The organism is Streptomyces sp. NPDC003393 (assembly GCF_053589015.1).
Window position 1 is genome coordinate 63,290 of the sequence record NZ_JBSFRB010000025.1, and the last position, 19,535, is coordinate 82,824.

Consider the following 19,535-nt stretch of genomic DNA (forward strand, 5'->3'; position numbering starts at 1 on the left):
AGTTGACATCATGGCCCCGAGCGCCATGAGCCACCGCAACCGGACGAAATCCCTCTCCGAAGCCCAGCCGGTCCCGTACTGGCTGGACGACCCCGGCAGGCCCCGCCCGGAGCCCGCTCTCACCGGCATCGAGTTCTGCGACCTGCTGGTCGTCGGCGGCGGCTACAGCGGGCTGTGGACCGCGCTGATCGCCAAGGAGCGCGACCCGGAGACGGACGTGGTCCTGCTGGAGGGCCGCGAGGCGGGCTGGGCCGCCTCCGGCCGCAACGGCGGTTTCTGTGCCGCCTCCCTCACCCACGGCCTGCCCAACGGTCTCACCCGCTGGCCCGAGGAGATCCACAAGCTGGAGGAACTGGGCCGGCGCAACCTCGACGGGATCGAGGCCGCGATCGCCCGGTACGGCATCGACTGTGACTTCGAGCGCACCGGCGAGATCGACGTGGCGACCGCGCCCTACCAGGCCCGGGAACTGCGGGACTGGCACCGGGAGCTGGAGGGGAAGGGCCTCGCGGACGGCATCGAGCTCCTGGACGCCGACGCGGTCCGCGAGCAGGTGGACTCGCCCACCTTCGAGGCAGGCCTGTGGGACCGCCGGGGTGTCGCCCTGGTCCACCCGGCCAGGCTCGCCTGGGGCCTGAAGCGGGCGTGCCTGCGGCTCGGTGTGCGGATCTACGAGCACACCCCCGCCCTCACCCTGAAGCCGTACGGCGCCGGCATGGCCGTACGCACCCCCTACGGCGGGGTCCGCGCCCGCCGGGTCGCGCTCGGCACCAACGTCTTCCCCAGCCTGGTCAGACGGGTCCGTTCCTACACCGTGCCGGTCTACGACTACGCCCTGATGACCGAGCCGCTCACCACCGCCCAGATGGCGTCCATCGGCTGGAAGAACCGCCAGGGCCTCGGCGACTCGGCCAACCAGTTCCACTACTTCCGGCTCTCCGCCGACAACCGGATCCTGTGGGGCGGTTACGACGCGATCTACCCGTACGGCGGCCGGGTGCGCGCCGAGTACGACGACCGCCCGGAGACGTACGCCAAGCTCGCCGGGCACTTCTTCACCTGCTTCCCGCAGTTGGAGGGCGTCCGCTTCACGCACGCCTGGGGTGGGGCGATCGACACCTGCTCGCGGTTCTCGGCCTTCTTCGGCACCGCCCACCGGGGCCGGGTGGGGTACGCGGCCGGCTACACCGGCCTGGGCGTGGGGGCGACCCGCTTCGGCGCCGAGGTGATGCTGGACCTGCTGGCCGGTGAGCGCACCGAGCGCACCGAACTGGAGATGGTGCGCACCAAGCCGCTGCCCTTCCCGCCGGAGCCGTTCGCCTGGACCGGTATCGCGCTCACCAAGTGGTCGCTGGCGCGGGCGGACGCGCACGGCGGCCGGCGCAATCTGTGGCTGCGCACCATGGACCGGCTGGGCCTGGGCTTCGACAGCTGAGGCGCACGCCCGCTGTGCGCCGGTTCACGCCCCTTCACCCCGACAAGAGCCCGAAACCCGCGTCATGCCCGCGGGGAGACCTCCCTCTCTCTCCCGTGGACGCGATTGGCGTCCACGACGAGACAGGGAGGTCTCCTCATGACTGGCGCGAAGACGGCGGTCGAGTGGCTGGCATCCGTCGCACCGGCCCCCCGGGTCTGCCGCCGCGCGTGGCAGCGCGACCCCAGCAGTGCGGCCCTGCTGCCCGCGGGCAGGGCCTGGGACGTACTCGTCCTGCCGGCCGGACTGGGCTGTCCCACGCTCGACGTGCTCACCCGCGTCCTGGACCGGGTGGACCCCGTGCCGGCCGGGTTCGGCGACGGGCGGATCGGTTTCCCGGTCCCGCCGGGCACGGCCGAGCGCCGGCCCGGCACCGGGACCTCGCGGCCGAAGCCGGCACCTGGATCGTGGTGCCGCACCCGGGGCGCGGGAGGGGCGGCCGCCCGCGCGGCCGACACGGACCTCGTACTCCCCCAGCCTCGAACCGACTCGGCCGGGGACCCCCATCGGCGGCTTCGAATCCGGCCTCGACGGGTGGACCTGCTCGGCCGGCTCCGGAAAGACGGTCACCAGCCCCGTCCACAGCGGCACGTCCGCGTTGCAGGCGACCCGGCCGGCAACGACAACGCCCAGTGCGCGCAGACGGTGTCCGTCCAGCCCGACTCCCAGTACACGCTGTCGGGTCACGTCCGCGGTTCCTACGTGTACCTGGGCGCGAGCGGTACCGGCGCCACCGACGTCTCCACCTGGACCCGGTCCGCGGCCGACTGGCAGCAGCTGACCACCACCTTCCGCACCGGCGCGCAGACCACCGAGGTCACCGTCTACACGCACGGTTGGTACGGCACCGGCTTCGGCATGCCGGCCTCCACCCAGGCGGGCAACGGCTACGTGGCCCCGGCGGAGGCCGTCAAGGCCCTGGACTGCCTGACGAAGAAGGCCGACTGCGGCCCGTACACCACCCACGGCACCTGGCCGGCCCTGCGCGGCCTGATGACCTGGTCGATCAACTGGGACCGGTTCTCGAACTGGCAGTTCCAGCACACCTTCGACGGCTACTTCGGCTGAACTCGCCGATCACCAGCCGCAGCACCGAGAGCAGCACGGCGCACAGACACCAACTGGCCACCACGTCCAGGGGCCAGTGGTAGCCGCGCCGCACCAGCCCGTACGAGACACCGAGCACGAGCGCGGCGCACAGCACCACGACCGCCGCACGGGCGAGAGCCGCACGCAACCACGGAAGGAGCACCAGAGCCGCGGCCCCGTAGCCCATCGCGGCGGTCGCGGTGTGCCCGGACGGGTAGTACCCCACTCCGGGCGGCATGACATCGGTTCCGTGCCGGGCGGTCCACTCTTTCAGCGGAACGAGAAGCACAGGAAGCAGCGCCATCAGCAGACCCGCGGCGAGGGGCGGCAGCCACCAGCGCGCCGCACCGGCGCTCCACCCCCGCCGGGCGACGTGGACGAGCGCCACCAGCAGCACCGGCACGGCGACCTGCACGTTCCCGAGATCGGAAAGCACCTCGGAGGCCCGGTCCGGATGCACCAGCGCGTCACTGACCCGCTGGTCCACGCGCAGCAACGGCCCGTGCGCGACGACCTGCCAGGTGATCACGGAGAACAGCCCCGCCGGCACCACCACGAGCAGGACCAGGAAGGACAGCAAGGACAGCGAGACGCGCCGACCCACCGCGGGACGGCTCCGCCGTCCGCCCCGCCCGGCGGGCGCGGACTCGAGGTCCAGTTCTCGCGACGTCGACACGGTGACAGCTTCGCAGGTCCCCCGGCGGCGACGCCCGCCGGCCGGGTCCGTGCATGCCGAAGGGCCGGCGCAAGGGGGGGATTCGCGTCGGCCCTTCAGGTGCAACGGCCGTTGCGCATGTCCGCGACCGTTCTGACCGGAACGTCGCGCGCCCCGGGGGGTTTGGGGCGGGCGACCGTCCGATCGGTGAGGAGACCCGGAGCCCGAAGGCCCCGGTGGTGTGCGCGAGGCACGAAACCAGGTCGAAGCTGGGGAGGCGACGGCCTGATGTCGCCCGCGGTCTCCCGCGGGCGGGTGTATCTCTCATCTGGAAGTAGACGCTACGGCAGGCGACGGGCGGAGGACAGCGTCATCGGCGTCCTGCCATCCACCCCGCACACGTTCTTCACACGGTCTGCCGTCCGTGCCCGCCACTTGTGCGTCCGCGCCGCTCAGATGCGCGCGAAAGCCTGCTCGATGATGTCCAGGCCCTCGCTCAGCAGGTCCTCGCCGATCACCAGCGGCGGCAGGAAGCGGAGGACGTTGCCGTAGGTGCCGCAGGTCAGGACCACCAGGCCCTCGGCGTGGCAGGCCTTGGCGAGGGCCGCCGTGGCCTCCGGGTTCGGCTCCTTCGTCGTACGGTCCTTCACCAGCTCGATGGCGATCATCGCGCCGCGGCCGCGGACGTCGCCGATGATGTCGAACTTGTCCTGCATCGCGGACAGGCGGCCCTTCATGACCTCCTCGATCCGCCGCGCCTTCGCGTTGAGGTCGAGCTCCTTCATCGTCTCGATCGCGCCGAGCGCGCCCGCGCAGGCCACCGGGTTGCCGCCGTAGGTGCCGCCGAGTCCGCCCGCGTGCGCGGCGTCCATGATCTCGGCTCGGCCGGTGACGGCGGAGAGCGGAAGGCCGCCGGCGATGCCCTTCGCCGTCGTGATCAGGTCGGGGACGATTGCCTCGTCCTCGCAGGCGAACCACTGGCCGGTGCGGCAGAAGCCGGACTGGATCTCGTCGGCCACGAAGACGATGCCGTTGTCGGCGGCGAACTTGCGGATCGCCGGGAGGAAGCCCTTGGCCGGCTCGATGAAGCCGCCCTCGCCCAGCACCGGCTCGATGATGATCGCGGCCACGTTGTCGGGGCCGACCTGCTTGGTGATCTGGTCGATGGCCTGGGCGGCGGCCTCCGGACCAGCGTTCTCCGGGCCGGTCGGCCAGCGGTAGCCGTAGGCGACCGGGACCCGGTAGACCTCCGGGGCGAACGGGCCGAAGCCGTGCTTGTACGGCATGTTCTTCGCCGTCAGCGCCATGGTGAGGTTCGTACGGCCGTGGTAGCCGTGGTCGAAGACCACGACCGCCTGGCGCCCGGTGTACGCGCGGGCGATCTTCACCGCGTTCTCGACGGCCTCGGCGCCGCTGTTGAACAGCGCGGATTTCTTCGCGTGGTCACCCGGCGTGAGCTCGGCCAGCGCCTCGGCGACGGCCACGTAGCCCTCGTACGGGGTGACCATGAAACAGGTGTGGGTGAAGTCGGCGAGCTGCGCGGAGGCACGGCGGACCACGGCCTCGGCGGAGGCGCCGACCGAGGTCACCGCGATGCCGGAGCCGAAGTCGATGAGGCGGTTGCCGTCGACGTCCTCGATGATGCCCCCGCCGGCGCGGGTGACGAAGACCGGGAGCGTGGAGCCCACGCCCTGCGCGACCGCGGCGGTACGGCGGGCCTGAAGCTCCTGCGACTTGGGGCCGGGGATGGCGGTGACGACGCGGCGCTCCTGCTCAAGTGCGGTCATGGGGGCTCCCTGGTGAGATCTTGCGGGCCCGGCGTACGGCTGCGTACGGCCGTGGCGTACGGGGGGCGTTTTTCGGACGCTTTTCCTTCTTTTCTCGCAGGCTATGGCGGCAGGGGGAGGGTGGGCATGCTCCATGTGGGCGTTGTCGGCGGTCATGGTTGTCCGCCGTGGACATAGAAGGGGAGAGGAAAGGGGAGACGGCAGCGACTCCGGTGCTCGCGCCGGGTGCGTACGGATCGCAGCGCGCCATGCGGCGCAATCGGTGAACTCCCCATGTCCGGGCGTTAGATTGACTCGCTGATGGTGGACGGAGCGGCTGGTCAGGGGGCAGGGCAGATGGACGACGGCGGGACGCAGGACGCCCGGGGCACGCATCCGCGGCATGCGCATCCCGTGCCGCGCCCGGCGGTGCCGCGGGACGCACCGCCCGCGATGCCGCCCCGGCCGGCCCGGCCCCCCGGGGCGGCGAGCGCGCCGGGGGCGCAGCCGGGCACGGAGCAGAGGCCGCCGGGGCGGGCCGCCGTCGCCGACTGGCTCGACACCCCCCGGCCTCAGGCGGCGCCCGGCATCTGGCGCTTCGGCCACCGCCCGCCGGGGGGCGGCGAAACACGGGACCGGCTGCCCTCCATCACCGTCGTCGGGCTGCTGATCCCCCTGGTCGTGGCCCTGCTCGTGTGGTCCCTGTGGCGGCAGGGCGCCCTGCCCTACCAGTGGGCGCCGCTGAAGCTGTTCACACCGGGCGACTGGTGGTGGGGCGGCACCGTCTCCCCCAAGGGGACGCAGGGCAGCGAGGCCAAGGTCGTCTACGACGGTGTGTTCTTCGCCGTGCTCGTCTACGCCGTCGCGCACCTGGGCAGCTGGCCCGAGGTCGTACGGCACTTCCTGGGCCGCCGCCCGCAGCCCGCCCGCGCCCTGTACGCCGCCCTCGGCGCCCTCGCCGCGCTCAGCCTCGTCTTCCCCGGCGCCTTCCCGGGCGTCGGCTGGGACCCGCTGCCGGTCGTCGACCCGGTGTTCTCCCTGATCGTCCTGGTCTCGGGCGGCTACGACCTGTTCGCCTCCCAGCTGTTCACGGACACGCTGTACGCGCTCATCACCGCGCTGGTCGTGTGGCCGTTCGCCCGGCTCGGCGGCTGGTGGGCCTACGCCCGGCAGCTCGCCGCGCGCCGCCGGGCCGGCGCCCGGCCCACCGCCCCGCCCGCCGTGGAACTGCCCCGCTCGCAGTGGCCCGAACTGCGCGAGGCCGGCCAGTACCAGGCGGCCGACGTGCTCACCGCCGAGGTGGCCGGCGGCCGGATGAACGACGTGGACTGCGCCCGCGTCGAGCGGGCCTGGACCGAGGCCCGCCGCGAGGCGCGGCTCGCCGCCTTCACCGACACCGTGCTGCGCCAGGGCGGCGGCGCCTGGACCCACCCGTCCGGCGCCCGTGACCTGCCCGGCCGGACAGCCCGGCACGACCTGCTCCAGGGGCAGGTGCGCATCGGGCGCTGGGTGCCGGGGGAGCGGACCCCGCGCGCCTACCACGGTGCCGGGGCGGCCGTCGGTCCGGAGACCCTCGGCACCTCGCTGCTGCTGGTCGGACCGCCCGGCTCCGGCAAGACCCGGCACGTCGTCGAGCCGGTCACCGAGGCGCTCGCGCTCCAGGCGCTCACCGGCCGGTGCGCGGTCGTCGCCGTCTGCGCCGCCGGTGCGCCGCTCGGCGCGGACACGTCGTACGACGTGGTGGTGCGGATCGGAGACGCCGCCTCCGTGCACGACCTCGACCCCTACGCCGGGTCCGACGACCCCGACGAGGCCGCCGCGGTCCTCGCCGAGGCGCTGGCCGGGGACCTGGACACCGTCGGCACCCAGAGCGCCACCACCGCGCTCGCCCAGCTGCTCGGCCCCTACCGGGCGGTGCACGGCCACTTCCCGACGCTGCCCGTGCTGCGCGAACTCCTGGAGAGCGACCCTGGCGCGCTGGCGTCCCTGCGGGCGGGTCTCGCCGCCGACGAGCACGCCGTGATGCGCCGCGAACTCGACGCCCGGATGCGCCAGGCCGGCAGCGCCGCCGACGCGGGGCCGGCCCTCGCCGACCGGCTCGCGCTGCTGGACCGGCCGGTCTTCGCCGAATTCTTCGGCGCCGGTCCCGGCAGCCGGCCCTTCTCGTTGCGGGCCGTCACCCACCACCCGCTGCGGGTCCGCATCGACCTGCCCGAACGCGGGCACGAGGAGGCGTCCCGGGTGATCGCCCGGCTCGTCCTCGCCCAGTTCCACACCGTCGTACGGGACACCCGGCGCCCCCACTTCGCCTGCCTGGTCCTGGACGACGCCACCGGGACCGTCACCGCTGAGTCGGTGCGCCGCATCCAACGGCTGCGCGCGCAGAACGCAGGAGTCGTCCTCGCGCTGCGCACCGTCGCGGACGTCCCCGAGGAACTGCACGGGCCGCTGCTCGGCGCCGTCGGCTGCCGTATGGCGCTGTGCGGGGTCACCACCTGGGACGGCAGCCGGTTCGCGCACGCCTGGGGCACCGAATGGGTGGAGACGACCGAGGTCGCCAAGCACACCGTCTTCGCCGACCAGCCGATGACCAGGGCCCTCCACGCCCTGCGCAAGCTGGTCACCGGCAGGGCCGTGACCACCGATGCCGTGACCACCAAGCAGGTCGAGCGGGAGCGCTGGTCCGCCTCCCAGCTGGCCCATGAGGTCCCGCCGGGGCACGCGGTGCTGTCGCTGACCCACGTGGCGGGCGAGCACGCACCGCCGCTGCTGGTGGACCTGCGCGGCTGAACCCGCCCCGCGATCGGAGGCCGGGGCTCGCGGTCACCGTACAGTGCGGCAGAATCGACACGAGCCGTTCATACGCGGCGGCCAAAAGATCACAAGGATCCTCTCACCTCCACAGACCTGAAGGCCCCATGCCCCCCACGCTCGCCTCGCTCGTCCACCACTCCGCGCTCAAGCTGACCGTGCGCGCGGGCGAGGACCGCCTGGACGTGCCCGTCCGCTGGGCGCACGCCAGCGAGCTCGCCGACCCCGTGCCGTACATGGAGGGCGGGGAGTTGCTGCTGGTCACCGCGCTCAAGCTGGACGCGGAGGACCCCGAGGCCATGCGCCGCTACGTGAAGCGGCTGGTCGGCGCCGGGGTGGTCGGGCTCGGCTTCGCCATCGGGGTCAACTACGACGAGATCCCGAAGGCGCTGCTCGACGCGGCCGAGGGGGAGGGCCTGCCACTGCTGGAGGTGCCCCGGCGCACCCCCTTCCTCGCGATCAGCAAGGCCGTCTCGGCCGCCATCGCCGCCGAGCAGTACCAGGCGGTCACGGCGGGCTTCGCCGCCCAGCGCGAACTGACCAGGCAGGCCCTCAACGCCGGCCCCGAGGGGCTGCTGGCCGCGCTCGCGGCCCAGGTCGACGGCTGGGCGGCGCTCTACGACGCCTCGGGCGCCGTCGTCGCCACCGCGCCCGAGTGGGCCGGCCGCAGGGCCGCCCGGCTCACGGCGGACGTCGAACGGCTGCGGGACCGGCCCGCGCCCGCGAGCGCGGTCGTCGGCGGACCGGAGACCGAGGACCGGGTCGAGCTGCACTCCATCGGCGCCGCACGCCGCCCGCGCGCGGCGCTCGCCGTCGGCACCGCCGCCCCCCTGGGCACCGCCGAACGCTACGCCGTGCACTCCGCGATCGCCCTGCTGACCCTCACCACCGAACGCTCCCGCTCGCTGCACGCCGCCGAGCAACGGATCGGCGCGGCCGTGCTGCGCATGCTGCTCGCCGGGCAGCCCGACCACGCCCGCGCCGTCGCCGGCGACCTGTACGGCGGTCTGCTGGACGCGCCCTTCCGGATGATCGTCGCCGAGTCGGCCTCGGCGTCCGCCGCGCGGGCGCACGCCGACGGGCATGCGCGGGTGCAACCGGCGAAGCCCGCCCCGGCCCCCGCGACGGCCGCCGCCGGCGGCAGCGGCGGCGATCCGCTCACGGCCCTCGCCGAGACCGTGGACGCGGCCGCCGCACGCGCGGGGGAGGCGGTACTGGTCGTGCCCGAGGGGGAGCGGCTGGTGATACTGGCCGGGGACGGCAGCACGGCCGTGACCGCGTGCGGCGAGTACGCCGCCGCTCTGGAGGCCGCACGGGCGTCCGTGCCGGAGCAGCCGGCCGGCGACCTGGACGAGCTGGTCGTGGGTCTGTCCGCGCCGGCCGGGCCGATCGCGGCGGCCGCCGCCTACAAGCAGGCCGAGCAGGCGCTGTCCGTGGCGCGGCGGCGCGGCCGGGTGCTCGTCGAGCACGAGCAACTGGCCTCCGGCTCCGTCCTCCCGCTGCTGGCGGACGACGCGGTCCGGGCCTTCGCGGACGGGCTGCTGCGCGCGCTGTACGAGCACGACGCGACCGGCCGCGGCGACCTGGTGGCCTCGCTGCGGGCCTGGTTGTCCCGCCACGGCCAGTGGGACGCCGCCGCCGCCGACCTCGGCGTGCACCGGCACACCCTGCGCTACCGGATGCGGCGGGTGGAGGAGATCCTCGGGCGCTCGCTGGACGATCCGGACGTGCGGATGGAACTGTGGCTGGCGCTGAAGGCGACCTCGACGGAGTAGCCCGCAGCGGTCCTGTGCCAAACCGTAGCGCCCGCGCCGCCCACTGCTCCACCTCGGACAAACGTCCAGCCGCCGCCTCCGTCCTACCGTTGACGGCGCAAGCACACACTCCGACGCGGAAGGGCCGGGACTCCTCTATGACTTCCACCCACGCCTTCTGGCTCGCCGGCCGCCAGGCCACCGGCGAGGACACCTACGACGTCACCTCCCCGTGGGACGGCCGGCTGGTCGGGAAGGTCAGCGTGCCGACCGACGCCCAGGTCGAGGAGGCCGTGGCCGCGGCACACGCCGTGCTGGACGAGTTCGCCGCCACCCCGGCCCATGTGCGCGCCGCCGCCCTGGACCACGTCAGCAAGCGGCTGGCCGAGCGCGCCGAGGAGATCGCACAGCTGATCTCCGCCGAGAACGGCAAGCCGATCAAGTGGGCGCGCGGCGAGGTCGGGCGCGCGGTGTCCGTGTTCCGCCTCGCGGCGGAGGAGGCCCGCCGGTTCAACGGCGGCGAGGCCCAGCGCCTCGACACCGACGCGGGAGGCCAGGGCCGCCTCGCCGTCACCCGCCGCTTCCCGAAGGGTGTCGTCCTCGGCATCGCGCCGTTCAACTTCCCGCTGAACCTGTGCGCGCACAAGGTGGCCCCGGCCATCGCCGCCGGCGCCCCGATCATCCTCAAGCCGGCCCCGGCCACCCCGCTGTCCGGCCTGATCCTCGGTGAGCTGCTGGCCGAGACCGACCTCCCGGCCGGCTCCTGGTCCGTGCTGACCGTCACCAACGACAAGATGCCCGCCCTGGTGCAGGACGAGCGGCTGCCCGTCATCTCCTTCACCGGCTCCGACAAGGTCGGCTACGCCATCGAGGCGTCGGTGCCGCACAAGCACTGCACGCTGGAGCTGGGCGGCAACGCCGCCGCCGTCGTCCTCGCCGACTACTCCTCGGACGCGGACCTCGACTGGGCCGCGGGCCGCATCGCGACCTTCTCCAACTACCAGGCCGGCCAGTCCTGCATCTCGGTGCAGCGGGTGATCGCCGACGCCGCCGTGTACGACCGCCTGCTGCCGCGCGTCGTCGCCGCCGTCGAGGCGCAGGGCACCGGCGACCCGTCCGACGACGCCACCGACGTCGGCCCGCTGGTCAGCGAGGACGCCGCCCGGCGTGTCGAGGCCTGGGTCGACGAGGCCGTGAACGCGGGCGCCAAGCTGCTCACCGGCGGCAAGCGCGACGGAGCCTCCTACGCGCCGACCGTCGTCACCGACGTCCCCGCCGGCGTCGCCCTGGCCACCGAGGAGGTCTTCGGACCGGTCCTCACCGTGCAGAAGGTCGACGGCGAGGCCGAGGCGTTCGCCGCGGTCAACGACTCCAAGTTCGGGCTCCAGGCCGGCGTGTTCACCCATGACCTGCAGACGGCGTTCCGCGCCCACCGCGCCCTGGAGGTCGGCGGCGTCGTCATCGGCGACGCCCCGTCCTACCGCGCCGACCAGATGCCGTACGGCGGTGTCAAGCAGTCCGGCGTGGGCCGCGAGGGCGTGCGCTCCGCCATGGACGACTACACCTACGAGCGTGTACTGGTCCTGACCGGCCTGGCCCTGTAGGGCACTCCGACCGGTCACCGAGACGGCCGCAGCCCGCTGTGCGGGGGCTGCGGCCGTTCTTGCTTTCACCGGCCTTGAACTGCAGAGACGGCCGAATTATGGCCGCTGCCCACAGGCTCGCGGGAACACCACGGGAACACGGCGCTACCGGGACTCTTCGCAGGCCTGCGCCAGCGCAACCCGCAGACCGATTCGTCCTCCCTCTCGATACGCTGCGGCGAATGCGTGATCGCCGAGTGCGTGGCGTGCGTTGTGCAGGGCGCGGTCGCGGTGGGCGCTCAAGAGGGCGAAGCCGAAGAGGCGGGGGATGCCGGAGGGGGCCCACACGTGGTCCACGGCTCCCAGGACAGTGGCTGCGGAGCGCGGGTCCTTGCCGGAGGAGAGGAGCCAGGCCAGGGTTTCGCTGATGGCGGCCTCGCCCATGTGTTCGTCGATGTCCCGGACGTGCTGAAGCGCGCGGCGGAGCAGCTGCTGGGCGATCTCCGTGCGGCCTGCTTCGCCGTGGTCCACGGCGAGGGCCCAGAGCAGGTAGCACCGGTGCCAGGAGTCGCCCCGTGCCTCGGACAGTGCGAGGGCCTCCTCCAGGAACGGTGTCGAGCCGGCGCGGTCACCGTGGAGGACGGCCGCGAAGCCGCGCTGGGCGATTGACTGCGGTTCGGTCAACAGTGAGGCGGACCAACGCCCGACCACCAGGGCTGACTCCGAGTACGTGTCCGCGGCCTCGGTGTCTCCGATGAGGAGTGCTGCCAGGCCGCGCAGCTGCAGGAATGCGGCCATGAGTTCCGCTCCGAGGGCTTGCTGCGCGGAAGCGTCCGTGGCGGAGGGCGGGCTGCTGGGGCCGGGGAGGAACTGCTCTGCACGGCGGATGATCTCGTGGGCGCTCTCGTGGTTGCCGTGCAGGAGGAGGAGGAACGCGGCCACCCAGGCGGCTCGGCACCAGTCAGGGGCCGACTCGGGGGTGGGGGGCTGTGGATGGCGTTCGAGGATGCTGTGCATCCACTGTGTGCCCTCGCCCACCGTTGCCGATGTCAGGCAGTGCAGCCAGAAGCCGAGAGATGCGCGAAGGACGGTCTCCGCGGGTTCGTCGGCGGGAGGTGGTGCGGTCAGGATCTGCCGGAGGTTGGCGTGTTCCCTGCGCAGGCGGCGGAGCCAGACGGCCTCGTCCGAGGTGCCGTAGGCGTTGCCGGCCTGGGCGGCGAGTCCGAGGTACCAGGCACGGTGGCGGCGCAGAGCGAGAGGCATTCGGCCGCTGCCCGCGAGACGCTCCTGGCCGTAGGCCCGAACGGTTTCGAGCATGTGCAGGCGCGTCTGGCCGTCCGCGGCGGAGACGGTGAGCAGGGACTGGTCGACGAGCCCGGCCAAGGCGTCGAAAGCATCGAAGACGTCGTCGGGTGCGGTCGCGGTGGGGTCGTCTGCTGCGGGGCCGCACAGTCGCTCGGCATCGGTCAGCAGGACTCCGCCGGCGCAGAGTGACAACTGCTGCCAGGCTCTGCGTTCGGCCTCGGTGCACAGCTCGTAGCTCCAGTCGAAGAGTGTGCGCAGCGTCTGGTGCCGGGGGTGTGCGGTGCGGTCGCCGCCGCGGGGGCCGAGGACCCGGAAGCGGTCGTCGAGTCGCTCCAGGAGTTCGTCAAGGGTCAGCGCTCGAAGGCGTCGTGCGGCGAGCTCCAGGGCGAAGGGAAGGCCGTCCAGCCTGTGGCATACGCGTGCGACGGCGACCTGGTTGGCGGAGGCCAGCTGGAAGCCGGGGGAGGCTGCCTTGGCGCGGTCGACGAAGAGGGCCACGGCAGAGGAGGAATGGATGTATCCGTCGATGGACTCCTCCGTGCTCGTGGTCGTACCGGCAGTCTCGCGCTGAGACCCGTCATCGAGGCCGGCGTCGTTCGGGGCGGGCAGGCTCAATGGGCTCACCCGCAGTACGTGTTCGGCGCTGATGTCGAAGGGCTGCCTGCTGGTGGCGAGGATGCGCAGGCCCGGAGCGAGTGTGAGCAGATTGTTGGTGAGTCGGGCGCATGCGTGCAACAGATGCTCGCAGTTGTCGAGCAGGAGAAGGACACTACGGCCGCGGAGGACTTCTGCGAGGGTGTGCAAAGGGTCCTGCCCGGCGCCTACCTGTGCTCCTACGGCGGAGGTGATGGACTGGGCGATTCCCTCGCCGCTCCGGAGGTCCGCCAACTCCGTGCAGTACGTGCCGTCCGGGAAGCGCGAGGCCACGGCCTGGACGAGCCGCCGGGCGAGGCGGGTCTTCCCCACGCCGCCGATCCCGACCAGCGTGACGAGTCGGCCTCGCCCGATTAGTTCGGCTCCGGCCGCCAGTTCGGACTCGCGGCCCACGAAGCTGGTCGTCTCCACGCTGATGAAGTTCTGCGCGGTGACGTGCTCGATGCTCCCTTGGGGGACCGGACCGTGGAGCTTCGAATGCGCTCGCTCCCAGCGTTCTTCCCACTCGCGGGCATCTCCGCCGCACGCGCGCACGTAGGCGGCCACCACGTCCCGGGTCGGAAGCCGGTGTCCGGCGGCGGCCTGCGAGAGGGTGCTGGAGGAGAAGGACGCGCTGACGGCCATCTGCGTGTAGGTGAGTCCGGTCTTCTCCCGCAGCGCACGAAGCTCCAGCGCGAACTGCTCGACCGGTCCACCCTGAGGGTCGAGCGGTCGCTCCCGACGCCCGGGCTTCCTTTTCAACGTGCGTCACCCCCAGCAATGTTGAGGCTGTGTTGATTGATTGATTATGGCCGTCAGTCACAGTGTGGAGATCAAACCTCGCTGTCCCCGATACTCGGGCTGCGCCGCTCTGCTGAACGGGTCAGCGGTTGAGCGGGTTCTGCCTGCCCTGTGTGCGGTGCGAGCGGCAGGCCGCTGTCGGTCCGGCTCGGGGAGAGGCCGGCAAGGCGGGTGTCGGCGCAGGCGCTGTCGGCGTCGACACCCGCCGCAGGGGGCGGTTCACGAGTGGGGACGGAGAACCACGCGATCATGGAGACAAGCGCGACGGCGATCACGACTCCGTCGGATGCGGGGCCGCCGGATGCCGACAGCCGGGACGACGACCTGGTCGTCGTCGCGTTGGCGGGAGTGCAGCGGTTCATCAGCGAATCCCGGACCACCTCGGACCTGAGTGCCGGAAGCGCGATCATCGAACGACTGTCGGTCTGCGCCGCGCGTGAGTGCGACAGCCGAGGAGCGCGCCTCGTCTTCCCGGCCTCCCTGCGCCCGTCAGGCACGGGCACAACCGGTTTGACTGAGACCGGAGTCCAGGGCTCCGACGACATCCCGGGTGTTTCCGTCGTCCCGAACCGGATCGTCGCCCTGGCTCCGCACGGGACGGGCCCGGAGATCGCCGCTGCGGCCCGGGACGCCGTCCGGGAGGAGTGGTCCAGGCTGGTTCGCGCGGTGATGAGCCGCGACGTCGCCACACCGGGGATGCCGAACGTCCAGTGGGTCAGCGTTCCAGCCGTGGCCGGGGGTTACGCGGAGCAGTGGGCCCAGGCGCAGCGGCTGCTCGTGGCGCGCAAGCGGCTCCGGGCCTTCGAGGGGATGAAGGAGCCGGAGCGGGAACTGTGTTCTCTCAGCACACGATGGCCGGCCGAGAGGCACCGTCCGCCCGGCGTTCCGGCGCACGAGCAGGACCGTCTGGCAGCGGCGAACTGGACGAAGCGCTGCTATCGGCGGATCAAGGATGTGCGGAGCGCCGGAAGCGAGGAGCCGGGGGCGGTTCCGCGCGGCTTCCCGTCGACGAGCGCGATCGCATCGGCTCCCTACCGGCGGCAGGTTCTCGAAGTCCTCGCCGCCGGTGCGGACCGGATGGTCGCCAACGCGGTGTCCGCGCTGCACGAGGCGGCCCTCGTCCTCGACCCCGGCCGGGAGCAACCGCTGCCCGTGCTCGCCGCTGCCGCGCCGGGCACGCCGGACGCCCGATGGCTTGCCGCGTCCGCCGGCCGATGGGTGTACGAGGACACGTGGCAGGAAGACGTACTGATACACGGCGTGCCCACCGTGGCGGCCGCAGAGGTGCGTAAGGCGGTCGCACGAGGCAGGCGAGCCGCGCTCCAGCTGCGGGACGCGATACGGGAGCACAGAGTGGCGCCGCCGGTCACGCACCTCGCGGTGATCGCCCAGGACCTGGACAGTATGGGCCGGTTCCTGAGCGGCGAGGTCACCGGCACCCGGCGGACCAACACGGTGACCGAGTCCTGGCACCGGCAGGTCTCTGCCCGGCTCTCGCAACTGGCCCAGCAGACCACGGAACTCCTCGAGACGGAGCATTACTTCGCAGTTCCGGTATACGCCGGGGGAGACGACCTGCTGGCCTTCGCGCCCGCCCGGCACGCGCTCGCCGCGGCCCGCGCCTGCCGCGACGCGGTGCCTGACGAAGAACTCCCGAGCGCGAGCACCGCGGTTCTCTTCTTCCACCACCGCTCGCCCCTGCAGCGAGCCGTCGTCGAGGTCCAGCGACTGCTGGAGCAGGCGAAGGAGAACGTGACGAACAAGAACGGGCTCGCCGTCGGGTACATCCGGCGCTCAGGGGTGCGGGAGCAGTCCGTACAGAAGTGGAGCCGGCACACGGACGACCGGGGCCCCGCCGAGGACTTCGCGGAGTTCCTGGCCGCACCACAGACGACGGCCGAGGGTGCGGTCCATGGCCGACGCTTGTCGCTGGGCGTCGTGTACGACTGCCTGCGGGACGAGGAAGAGCTCATCAGCCTGCCGGACGGCTTGTTCACCGCGGAGATGCGCCGGCTGGTGACACGGCACGGCGGAACGCTTGCGCAGGCGGACGCCCTGGTGCGGCTGTCGAACGCGGAGACCGGCCGCCAAGGCGACCCGGGGGAGTTCACGAGGCGGCTGGCGGAACCGGTGAAGGTGGCCGCGTTCCTGCGGCAGGAGTGCGGCGGAGGCGGATCGTGACCCGATCGGTGTGGCTGGCTTTCATCCCCCGCGACACGGTGTTCATCCGGGACGGCCGGTCCTTCGACGCCGGCTCGGACAACAGCGCGCAGGCGGTCTGGCCCACGCCCAGCACCGTCGCCGGCGCGGTGGGTGCCGCCTTCGGCCGGGAGCCGTTGGAGGTGCGCGGCCCGGTGTTGGCCCGCCGCACCCGTTCCGGCTCCTGGGTTCCGCACTTCCGAACGCCGGCGGACCTCGTCACCGTCGAGGACACCACGGAGGTGGTCCGGCTGAGGCCTCAGGCCTTGCCGGAAGGCGTGGTGACGGATCTGCCGGAGATGGCCCACTGGCTCGGTGCGGGCGGCCGGGCGGGCATGGGCAAGCAATGGGACACCTGGCTGTCCGCGAGCGCGATGAGCGACTACCTCCAAGGACGCCTCGCCACCTCGGCCGTCGACTCCGGGAAGGTGGCCCACGAGGCGCACACCCCAGCGGAACGCGAACCGCACGTCGGACTGGCCCGCACCAGCGATCGCACGGCGCGCAGCGGCTACCTCTACCGGGCCGCCCACCTGCGGGTCCGGGACGGATGGGGATTCCTCGCCGAGTGCGTGGTCCCCGACGGCTGGAACACCGACCCCGCCGCCAGCGCGCCGTTCGGAGGACGCGGACGTCACGCCTGGGTCGAAACGGCGAAGAGGCCGGTGCGATGGCCGGGCGGGCCGGAGGCGTTTCCCGGCGGCAGGGTCGCCGTGTACGCCGCCACCCCGGCCCTGTGGCCGGACGGTTGGCGGCTGCCCGCCCTGCCGGACGGCGCGACGGTCGTGGCCGCGGCGGTCGGCGACCCCGAACCGACGGCGACCGCCACACCGCAGGAGCGACGGCGTCCGGCGAACCGGATGCTGCGGTGGGCCGTGCCCGCCGGGTCCGTGTACTGCGTGCAGTTCGAGGACGCCGCGGCGGCGGCAGCGTGGGCACGCGACATCCACGGCACAGCGTACGGGCACGGTCAGGACGACCGGCTGCGCACGGCAGGTTTCGGAGTGGTCTTGACAGGAGTGTGGACGTGAGCAGTACGCGGTACGAGTGGCTGCTGTACCTCTATGTGGAGTCCCCGCTGCACGCAGGGGCCGCGGACGCATCCGGTGTGATCGACCTCCCCATCCAGCGGGAGGCGGGTACGGGATCGCCGGTGGTGTGGGGTCAGAGCCTCAAGGGCGCGCTGCGCCAGGCCGCTCGCGAGGCGGGATGGGACGAGGAGTACCTCACTGCCGCATTCGGCTCCGAACCCGGCGGAACACGTGAGGGCGCGAGCGCCGGCGCGGCCGACGAGGCGGGAACCGTCGCGGGCGTGATCGCCGTCGGTGATGCCCAACTCGTCGCGCTGCCCGTGCCGACACTCCAGCACACCTTCGCCTGGACCACCTCGAACCTGGCCCTGGGGCGCCTCGCCCGCAAGTACCTGGCCATCGCCGACGAGCGTCCGCGGCCCTCCATGCCCCAGCGCAAGGACGCCGCGGCGCTCGCCGCGGCGCCCCGATGGTGCGGCGAGGGCCGCGACGAGGTGCTCGGTCCGTACATCGTCCCGCTCCGGGAACAGCCCGACCCGGACGTGAAGGCGTGGGCGGACCGCATCGCCGACGACGGCATCGGTGACGCTTCCGAATTCAAGCCGTTCGCCGACAAGCTGAGGGAGGACCTCCTGGTCGTCGACGACAGCGTGATGCCCAGCCTCTACCGCGAGTGCACCGAAGTCGTCGCACGGGTCCAGCTCAACAGCGGCAAGACCGTGGCCCACGGCCCCTTCTACAGCGAGTACCTGCCTGCCGAGACCCTGCTCGTGGCCTCACTCACCCTGCGGCACTCGGAGCTGGCCGAACTGCTCGAGGGCGAAGTGAAAGACCTGTTGCACGGCAAGCAGATCCAGATCGGCGGCGACGAGACGATCGGCAAGGGCCGCGTGTGGTGCCGCCTCGTCGGCATCGGCACGGACATGGAGGAGACGGCATGACGTCGTTGAGGAGGGTCGAGCAGGCGATGGCCCGGGACGCGGGCGCCATGCTTCCCGAGACGATCAACGGTCGCCTGCGGACCCGGTATCGGCAGCTGCCCGTCATGCTGCACTCCGCCGGTCTTGCCGCCACGTACGCGTTCATCCTGTCCAACAAGGGCGAGAAGGAACTCGGGAAGGCCTACGCCAAGGTCGCGGAAGGGATCCGTAAGCACATCGGCGACCGGCAGCTCATCGGCGGGAAGAACCGGTGGGCCACAGACCTGGAACTTCTCGACGCCCTCGGTCACGCCGATCGCACCGAGTACATGAGGGCGTCGGCGGAGATCATGGCGCTCGCCGGCTGGCTCAACCGACTGGCGGAGGCACATTTCCGCGCCACCGAAGCGGAGAACGGCAGCCCCGAAAAGGCCTCGGACCGGACCGGCGCGGCGCAGCAGGCGGCACCGTGAGCCGGAACCAGGAAGAGCGCAAGGGGCCCAGCAAGCCGGTCGGCCCGTTGAGCACCGTGATCTCCCTCGGCGACGGTGACGGTCCCCGCAACCGGAAGAGCGGTCGCGGCGCGGGGGCCGGCCGCAAGCAGGGCATCAACCCGCTGATCGTGCTCCGCCGCACCGCCTTCGTCACACAGTCGGCCCAGCAGGACCGCTGCGAGGTGGACAAGGACGGCGGTGTCAGGAGGCTCCTGCACTGGGCCCAGCAGTCCGACCTCGGACAGGACGGCAGCCTCATTGCCGCCGTGCAGGCCCGCCGTACCCGCAGCCTGGAAGAACTCCGCGACAGCGGCTTGACCGTGGCCCGGCTGCACGCCCGCGTCCAGTGGCGCCTCACCGCCGGGATGGGAGCCAAGGACAACGCCCACGAAATCGGCCTCGCCCTGCACGGAACGTACGGCTGGCCCGTCCTCCCCGCGAGCGGCATGAAGGGCATGGCCGCCGCATGGGCCGCCTGCCGGGCGGCCGATCCCGCCATGGCCGACACCGTGTTCGGCACGCCGCGCCCCACCGTCGTCCGCCCGGGGCGGCCCGCTGAACCGGAGGCGCACGACCCCACGGCGGACATCGGACGACGCGGACCGCAAACCTCCGAGGCCGCCGCAGGCACCGTCCGGTTCCTCGACGCACTGCCCCTCGACGTCGCCCCCGTGCGCCGGGACGTCCTCACCCCGCACGCCAAGCCGTACTACGAGAAGGCCGAGAAGAACCGCACGGACGAGGCGCTCGGGAAGAAGGTCACAAGCGCCCTCGTGCCACCCGCCGAACACCACAACCCGGTCCCGGTCACCTTCCTGACCGTGGAGGGCGCCGTCTTCGGCGTGGACCTCTTCGGGCGCGACGCCACCCACGTGGAGCACGCCGTCCGCTGGTTCGTCGGCGCGGCAGACGAGCTGGGAGCCGGCGCCAAGACGTCCGCCGGCTACGGCTACCTCGACGTCACCCCGGACCCGAACTGGCCGCAGCCCACCTACTCGACCACGAAGGCCGACACCTGAC

Annotated in this window: 13 protein-coding genes and 2 pseudogenes; 11 read left to right on the forward strand and 4 right to left on the reverse strand. The window is 72.5% G+C overall.

The features are described from left to right. The first annotated feature begins 10 nt into the window (after positions 1-10). The 3 genes and pseudogenes from ACWDUZ_RS23390 to ACWDUZ_RS23400 form a co-directional block, all read left to right on the forward strand. Positions 11-1,435 carry an NAD(P)/FAD-dependent oxidoreductase gene (locus ACWDUZ_RS23390; RefSeq protein WP_451633728.1) on the forward strand — a complete coding sequence of 475 codons (1,425 nt, stop codon included), beginning with the start codon at positions 11-13 and terminating at the stop codon, positions 1,433-1,435. Positions 1,436-1,573: 138 nt separating this feature from the next. Then, positions 1,574-1,923: pseudogene (locus ACWDUZ_RS23395) on the forward strand (hypothetical protein); the annotation flags it as partial. Further along, positions 1,875-2,326: pseudogene (locus tag ACWDUZ_RS23400) on the forward strand (carbohydrate binding domain-containing protein); the annotation flags it as partial. The pseudogenes ACWDUZ_RS23395 and ACWDUZ_RS23400, both read left to right, overlap by 49 nt. Before the next feature lie 154 nt (positions 2,327-2,480). Here ACWDUZ_RS23400 and ACWDUZ_RS23405 read toward each other — a convergent pair. Continuing rightward, positions 2,481-3,239, reverse strand: a complete 759-nt coding sequence (locus ACWDUZ_RS23405; RefSeq protein WP_451633729.1) for a phosphatase PAP2 family protein — start codon at positions 3,237-3,239, stop codon at positions 2,481-2,483. A gap of 431 nt (positions 3,240-3,670) precedes the next feature. Further along, positions 3,671-5,005 (reverse strand): 4-aminobutyrate--2-oxoglutarate transaminase, encoded by a 1,335-nt coding sequence (gene gabT, locus ACWDUZ_RS23410; protein WP_451633730.1) that lies wholly within the window; start codon positions 5,003-5,005, stop codon positions 3,671-3,673. Positions 5,006-5,341: 336 nt separating this feature from the next. Between gabT and ACWDUZ_RS23415 the strand changes: the two genes are divergently transcribed. The 3 genes from ACWDUZ_RS23415 to ACWDUZ_RS23425 all read left to right on the forward strand — a co-directional run bounded on the left by ACWDUZ_RS23415 (position 5,342) and on the right by ACWDUZ_RS23425 (position 11,153). Beyond that, positions 5,342-7,774: an ATP/GTP-binding protein gene (locus tag ACWDUZ_RS23415; RefSeq protein WP_451633731.1), complete on the forward strand. Its 2,433-nt coding sequence runs from the start codon at positions 5,342-5,344 to the stop codon at positions 7,772-7,774. A 128-nt stretch (positions 7,775-7,902) separates the two neighbouring features. Beyond that, the gene (locus ACWDUZ_RS23420) at positions 7,903-9,570 is read left to right on the forward strand and encodes a PucR family transcriptional regulator (protein ID WP_451633732.1); all 1,668 of its coding nucleotides are present in this window, start codon (positions 7,903-7,905) and stop codon (positions 9,568-9,570) included. 137 nt (positions 9,571-9,707) lie between these two features. After that, positions 9,708-11,153, forward strand: coding sequence for an aldehyde dehydrogenase family protein (locus ACWDUZ_RS23425; protein ID WP_451633733.1), 1,446 nt, complete (start codon positions 9,708-9,710; stop codon positions 11,151-11,153). Between the two features lie 144 nt (positions 11,154-11,297). Here ACWDUZ_RS23425 and ACWDUZ_RS23430 read toward each other — a convergent pair whose 3' ends face one another. Together ACWDUZ_RS23430 and ACWDUZ_RS23435 are read right to left on the reverse strand one after the other, a co-directional pair. Then, entirely contained in the window at positions 11,298-13,832 is a 2,535-nt protein-coding gene (locus tag ACWDUZ_RS23430; RefSeq protein WP_451633734.1) for an ATP-binding protein, read from the reverse strand. Between the two features lie 71 nt (positions 13,833-13,903). After that, positions 13,904-14,281, reverse strand: a complete 378-nt coding sequence (locus tag ACWDUZ_RS23435; RefSeq protein WP_451633768.1) for a hypothetical protein — start codon at positions 14,279-14,281, stop codon at positions 13,904-13,906. On the opposite strand from ACWDUZ_RS23435, the gene cas10 reads away from it, so the two are divergent. Genes cas10 through cmr6 form a run of 5 tightly spaced genes read left to right on the forward strand, consistent with a single transcriptional unit; the run spans position 14,220 to position 19,534 of the window. Beyond that, entirely contained in the window at positions 14,220-16,052 is a 1,833-nt protein-coding gene (gene cas10 / locus ACWDUZ_RS23440) for a type III-B CRISPR-associated protein Cas10/Cmr2 (RefSeq protein WP_451633764.1), read from the forward strand. The two genes, ACWDUZ_RS23435 and cas10, sit on opposite strands and share 62 nt — an antisense overlap. Beyond that, positions 16,049-17,101: a type III-B CRISPR module-associated Cmr3 family protein gene (locus ACWDUZ_RS23445; protein WP_451633735.1), complete on the forward strand. Its 1,053-nt coding sequence runs from the start codon at positions 16,049-16,051 to the stop codon at positions 17,099-17,101. Before cas10 ends, ACWDUZ_RS23445 begins: the two co-directional genes overlap by 4 nt. Further along, positions 17,098-18,042 carry a type III-B CRISPR module RAMP protein Cmr4 gene (cmr4, locus tag ACWDUZ_RS23450; RefSeq protein ID WP_451633736.1) on the forward strand — a complete coding sequence of 315 codons (945 nt, stop codon included), beginning with the start codon at positions 17,098-17,100 and terminating at the stop codon, positions 18,040-18,042. Before ACWDUZ_RS23445 ends, cmr4 begins: the two co-directional genes overlap by 4 nt. Continuing rightward, positions 18,039-18,494: a type III-B CRISPR module-associated protein Cmr5 gene (gene cmr5 / locus ACWDUZ_RS23455; RefSeq protein ID WP_451633737.1), complete on the forward strand. Its 456-nt coding sequence runs from the start codon at positions 18,039-18,041 to the stop codon at positions 18,492-18,494. Before cmr4 ends, cmr5 begins: the two co-directional genes overlap by 4 nt. After that, the gene (gene cmr6 / locus ACWDUZ_RS23460) at positions 18,491-19,534 is read left to right on the forward strand and encodes a type III-B CRISPR module RAMP protein Cmr6 (protein ID WP_451633738.1); all 1,044 of its coding nucleotides are present in this window, start codon (positions 18,491-18,493) and stop codon (positions 19,532-19,534) included. The genes cmr5 and cmr6 overlap by 4 nt, the downstream gene beginning before the upstream one ends. The last annotated feature ends 1 nt before the right edge of the window (position 19,535 follow it).

Coding starts and splice junctions, on each gene's coding strand:
- cmr5 (WP_451633737.1), top strand. CDS start 18,039: ATGACGTCGTTGAGGAGGGTCGAGCAGGCGATGGCCCGGGACGCGGGC.
- gabT (WP_451633730.1), bottom strand. CDS start 5,005: ATGACCGCACTTGAGCAGGAGCGCCGCGTCGTCACCGCCATCCCCGGC.
- ACWDUZ_RS23390 (WP_451633728.1), top strand. CDS start 11: ATGGCCCCGAGCGCCATGAGCCACCGCAACCGGACGAAATCCCTCTCC.
- ACWDUZ_RS23435 (WP_451633768.1), bottom strand. CDS start 14,281: ATGATCGCGCTTCCGGCACTCAGGTCCGAGGTGGTCCGGGATTCGCTG.
- ACWDUZ_RS23420 (WP_451633732.1), top strand. CDS start 7,903: ATGCCCCCCACGCTCGCCTCGCTCGTCCACCACTCCGCGCTCAAGCTG.
- ACWDUZ_RS23425 (WP_451633733.1), top strand. CDS start 9,708: ATGACTTCCACCCACGCCTTCTGGCTCGCCGGCCGCCAGGCCACCGGC.
- ACWDUZ_RS23415 (WP_451633731.1), top strand. CDS start 5,342: ATGGACGACGGCGGGACGCAGGACGCCCGGGGCACGCATCCGCGGCAT.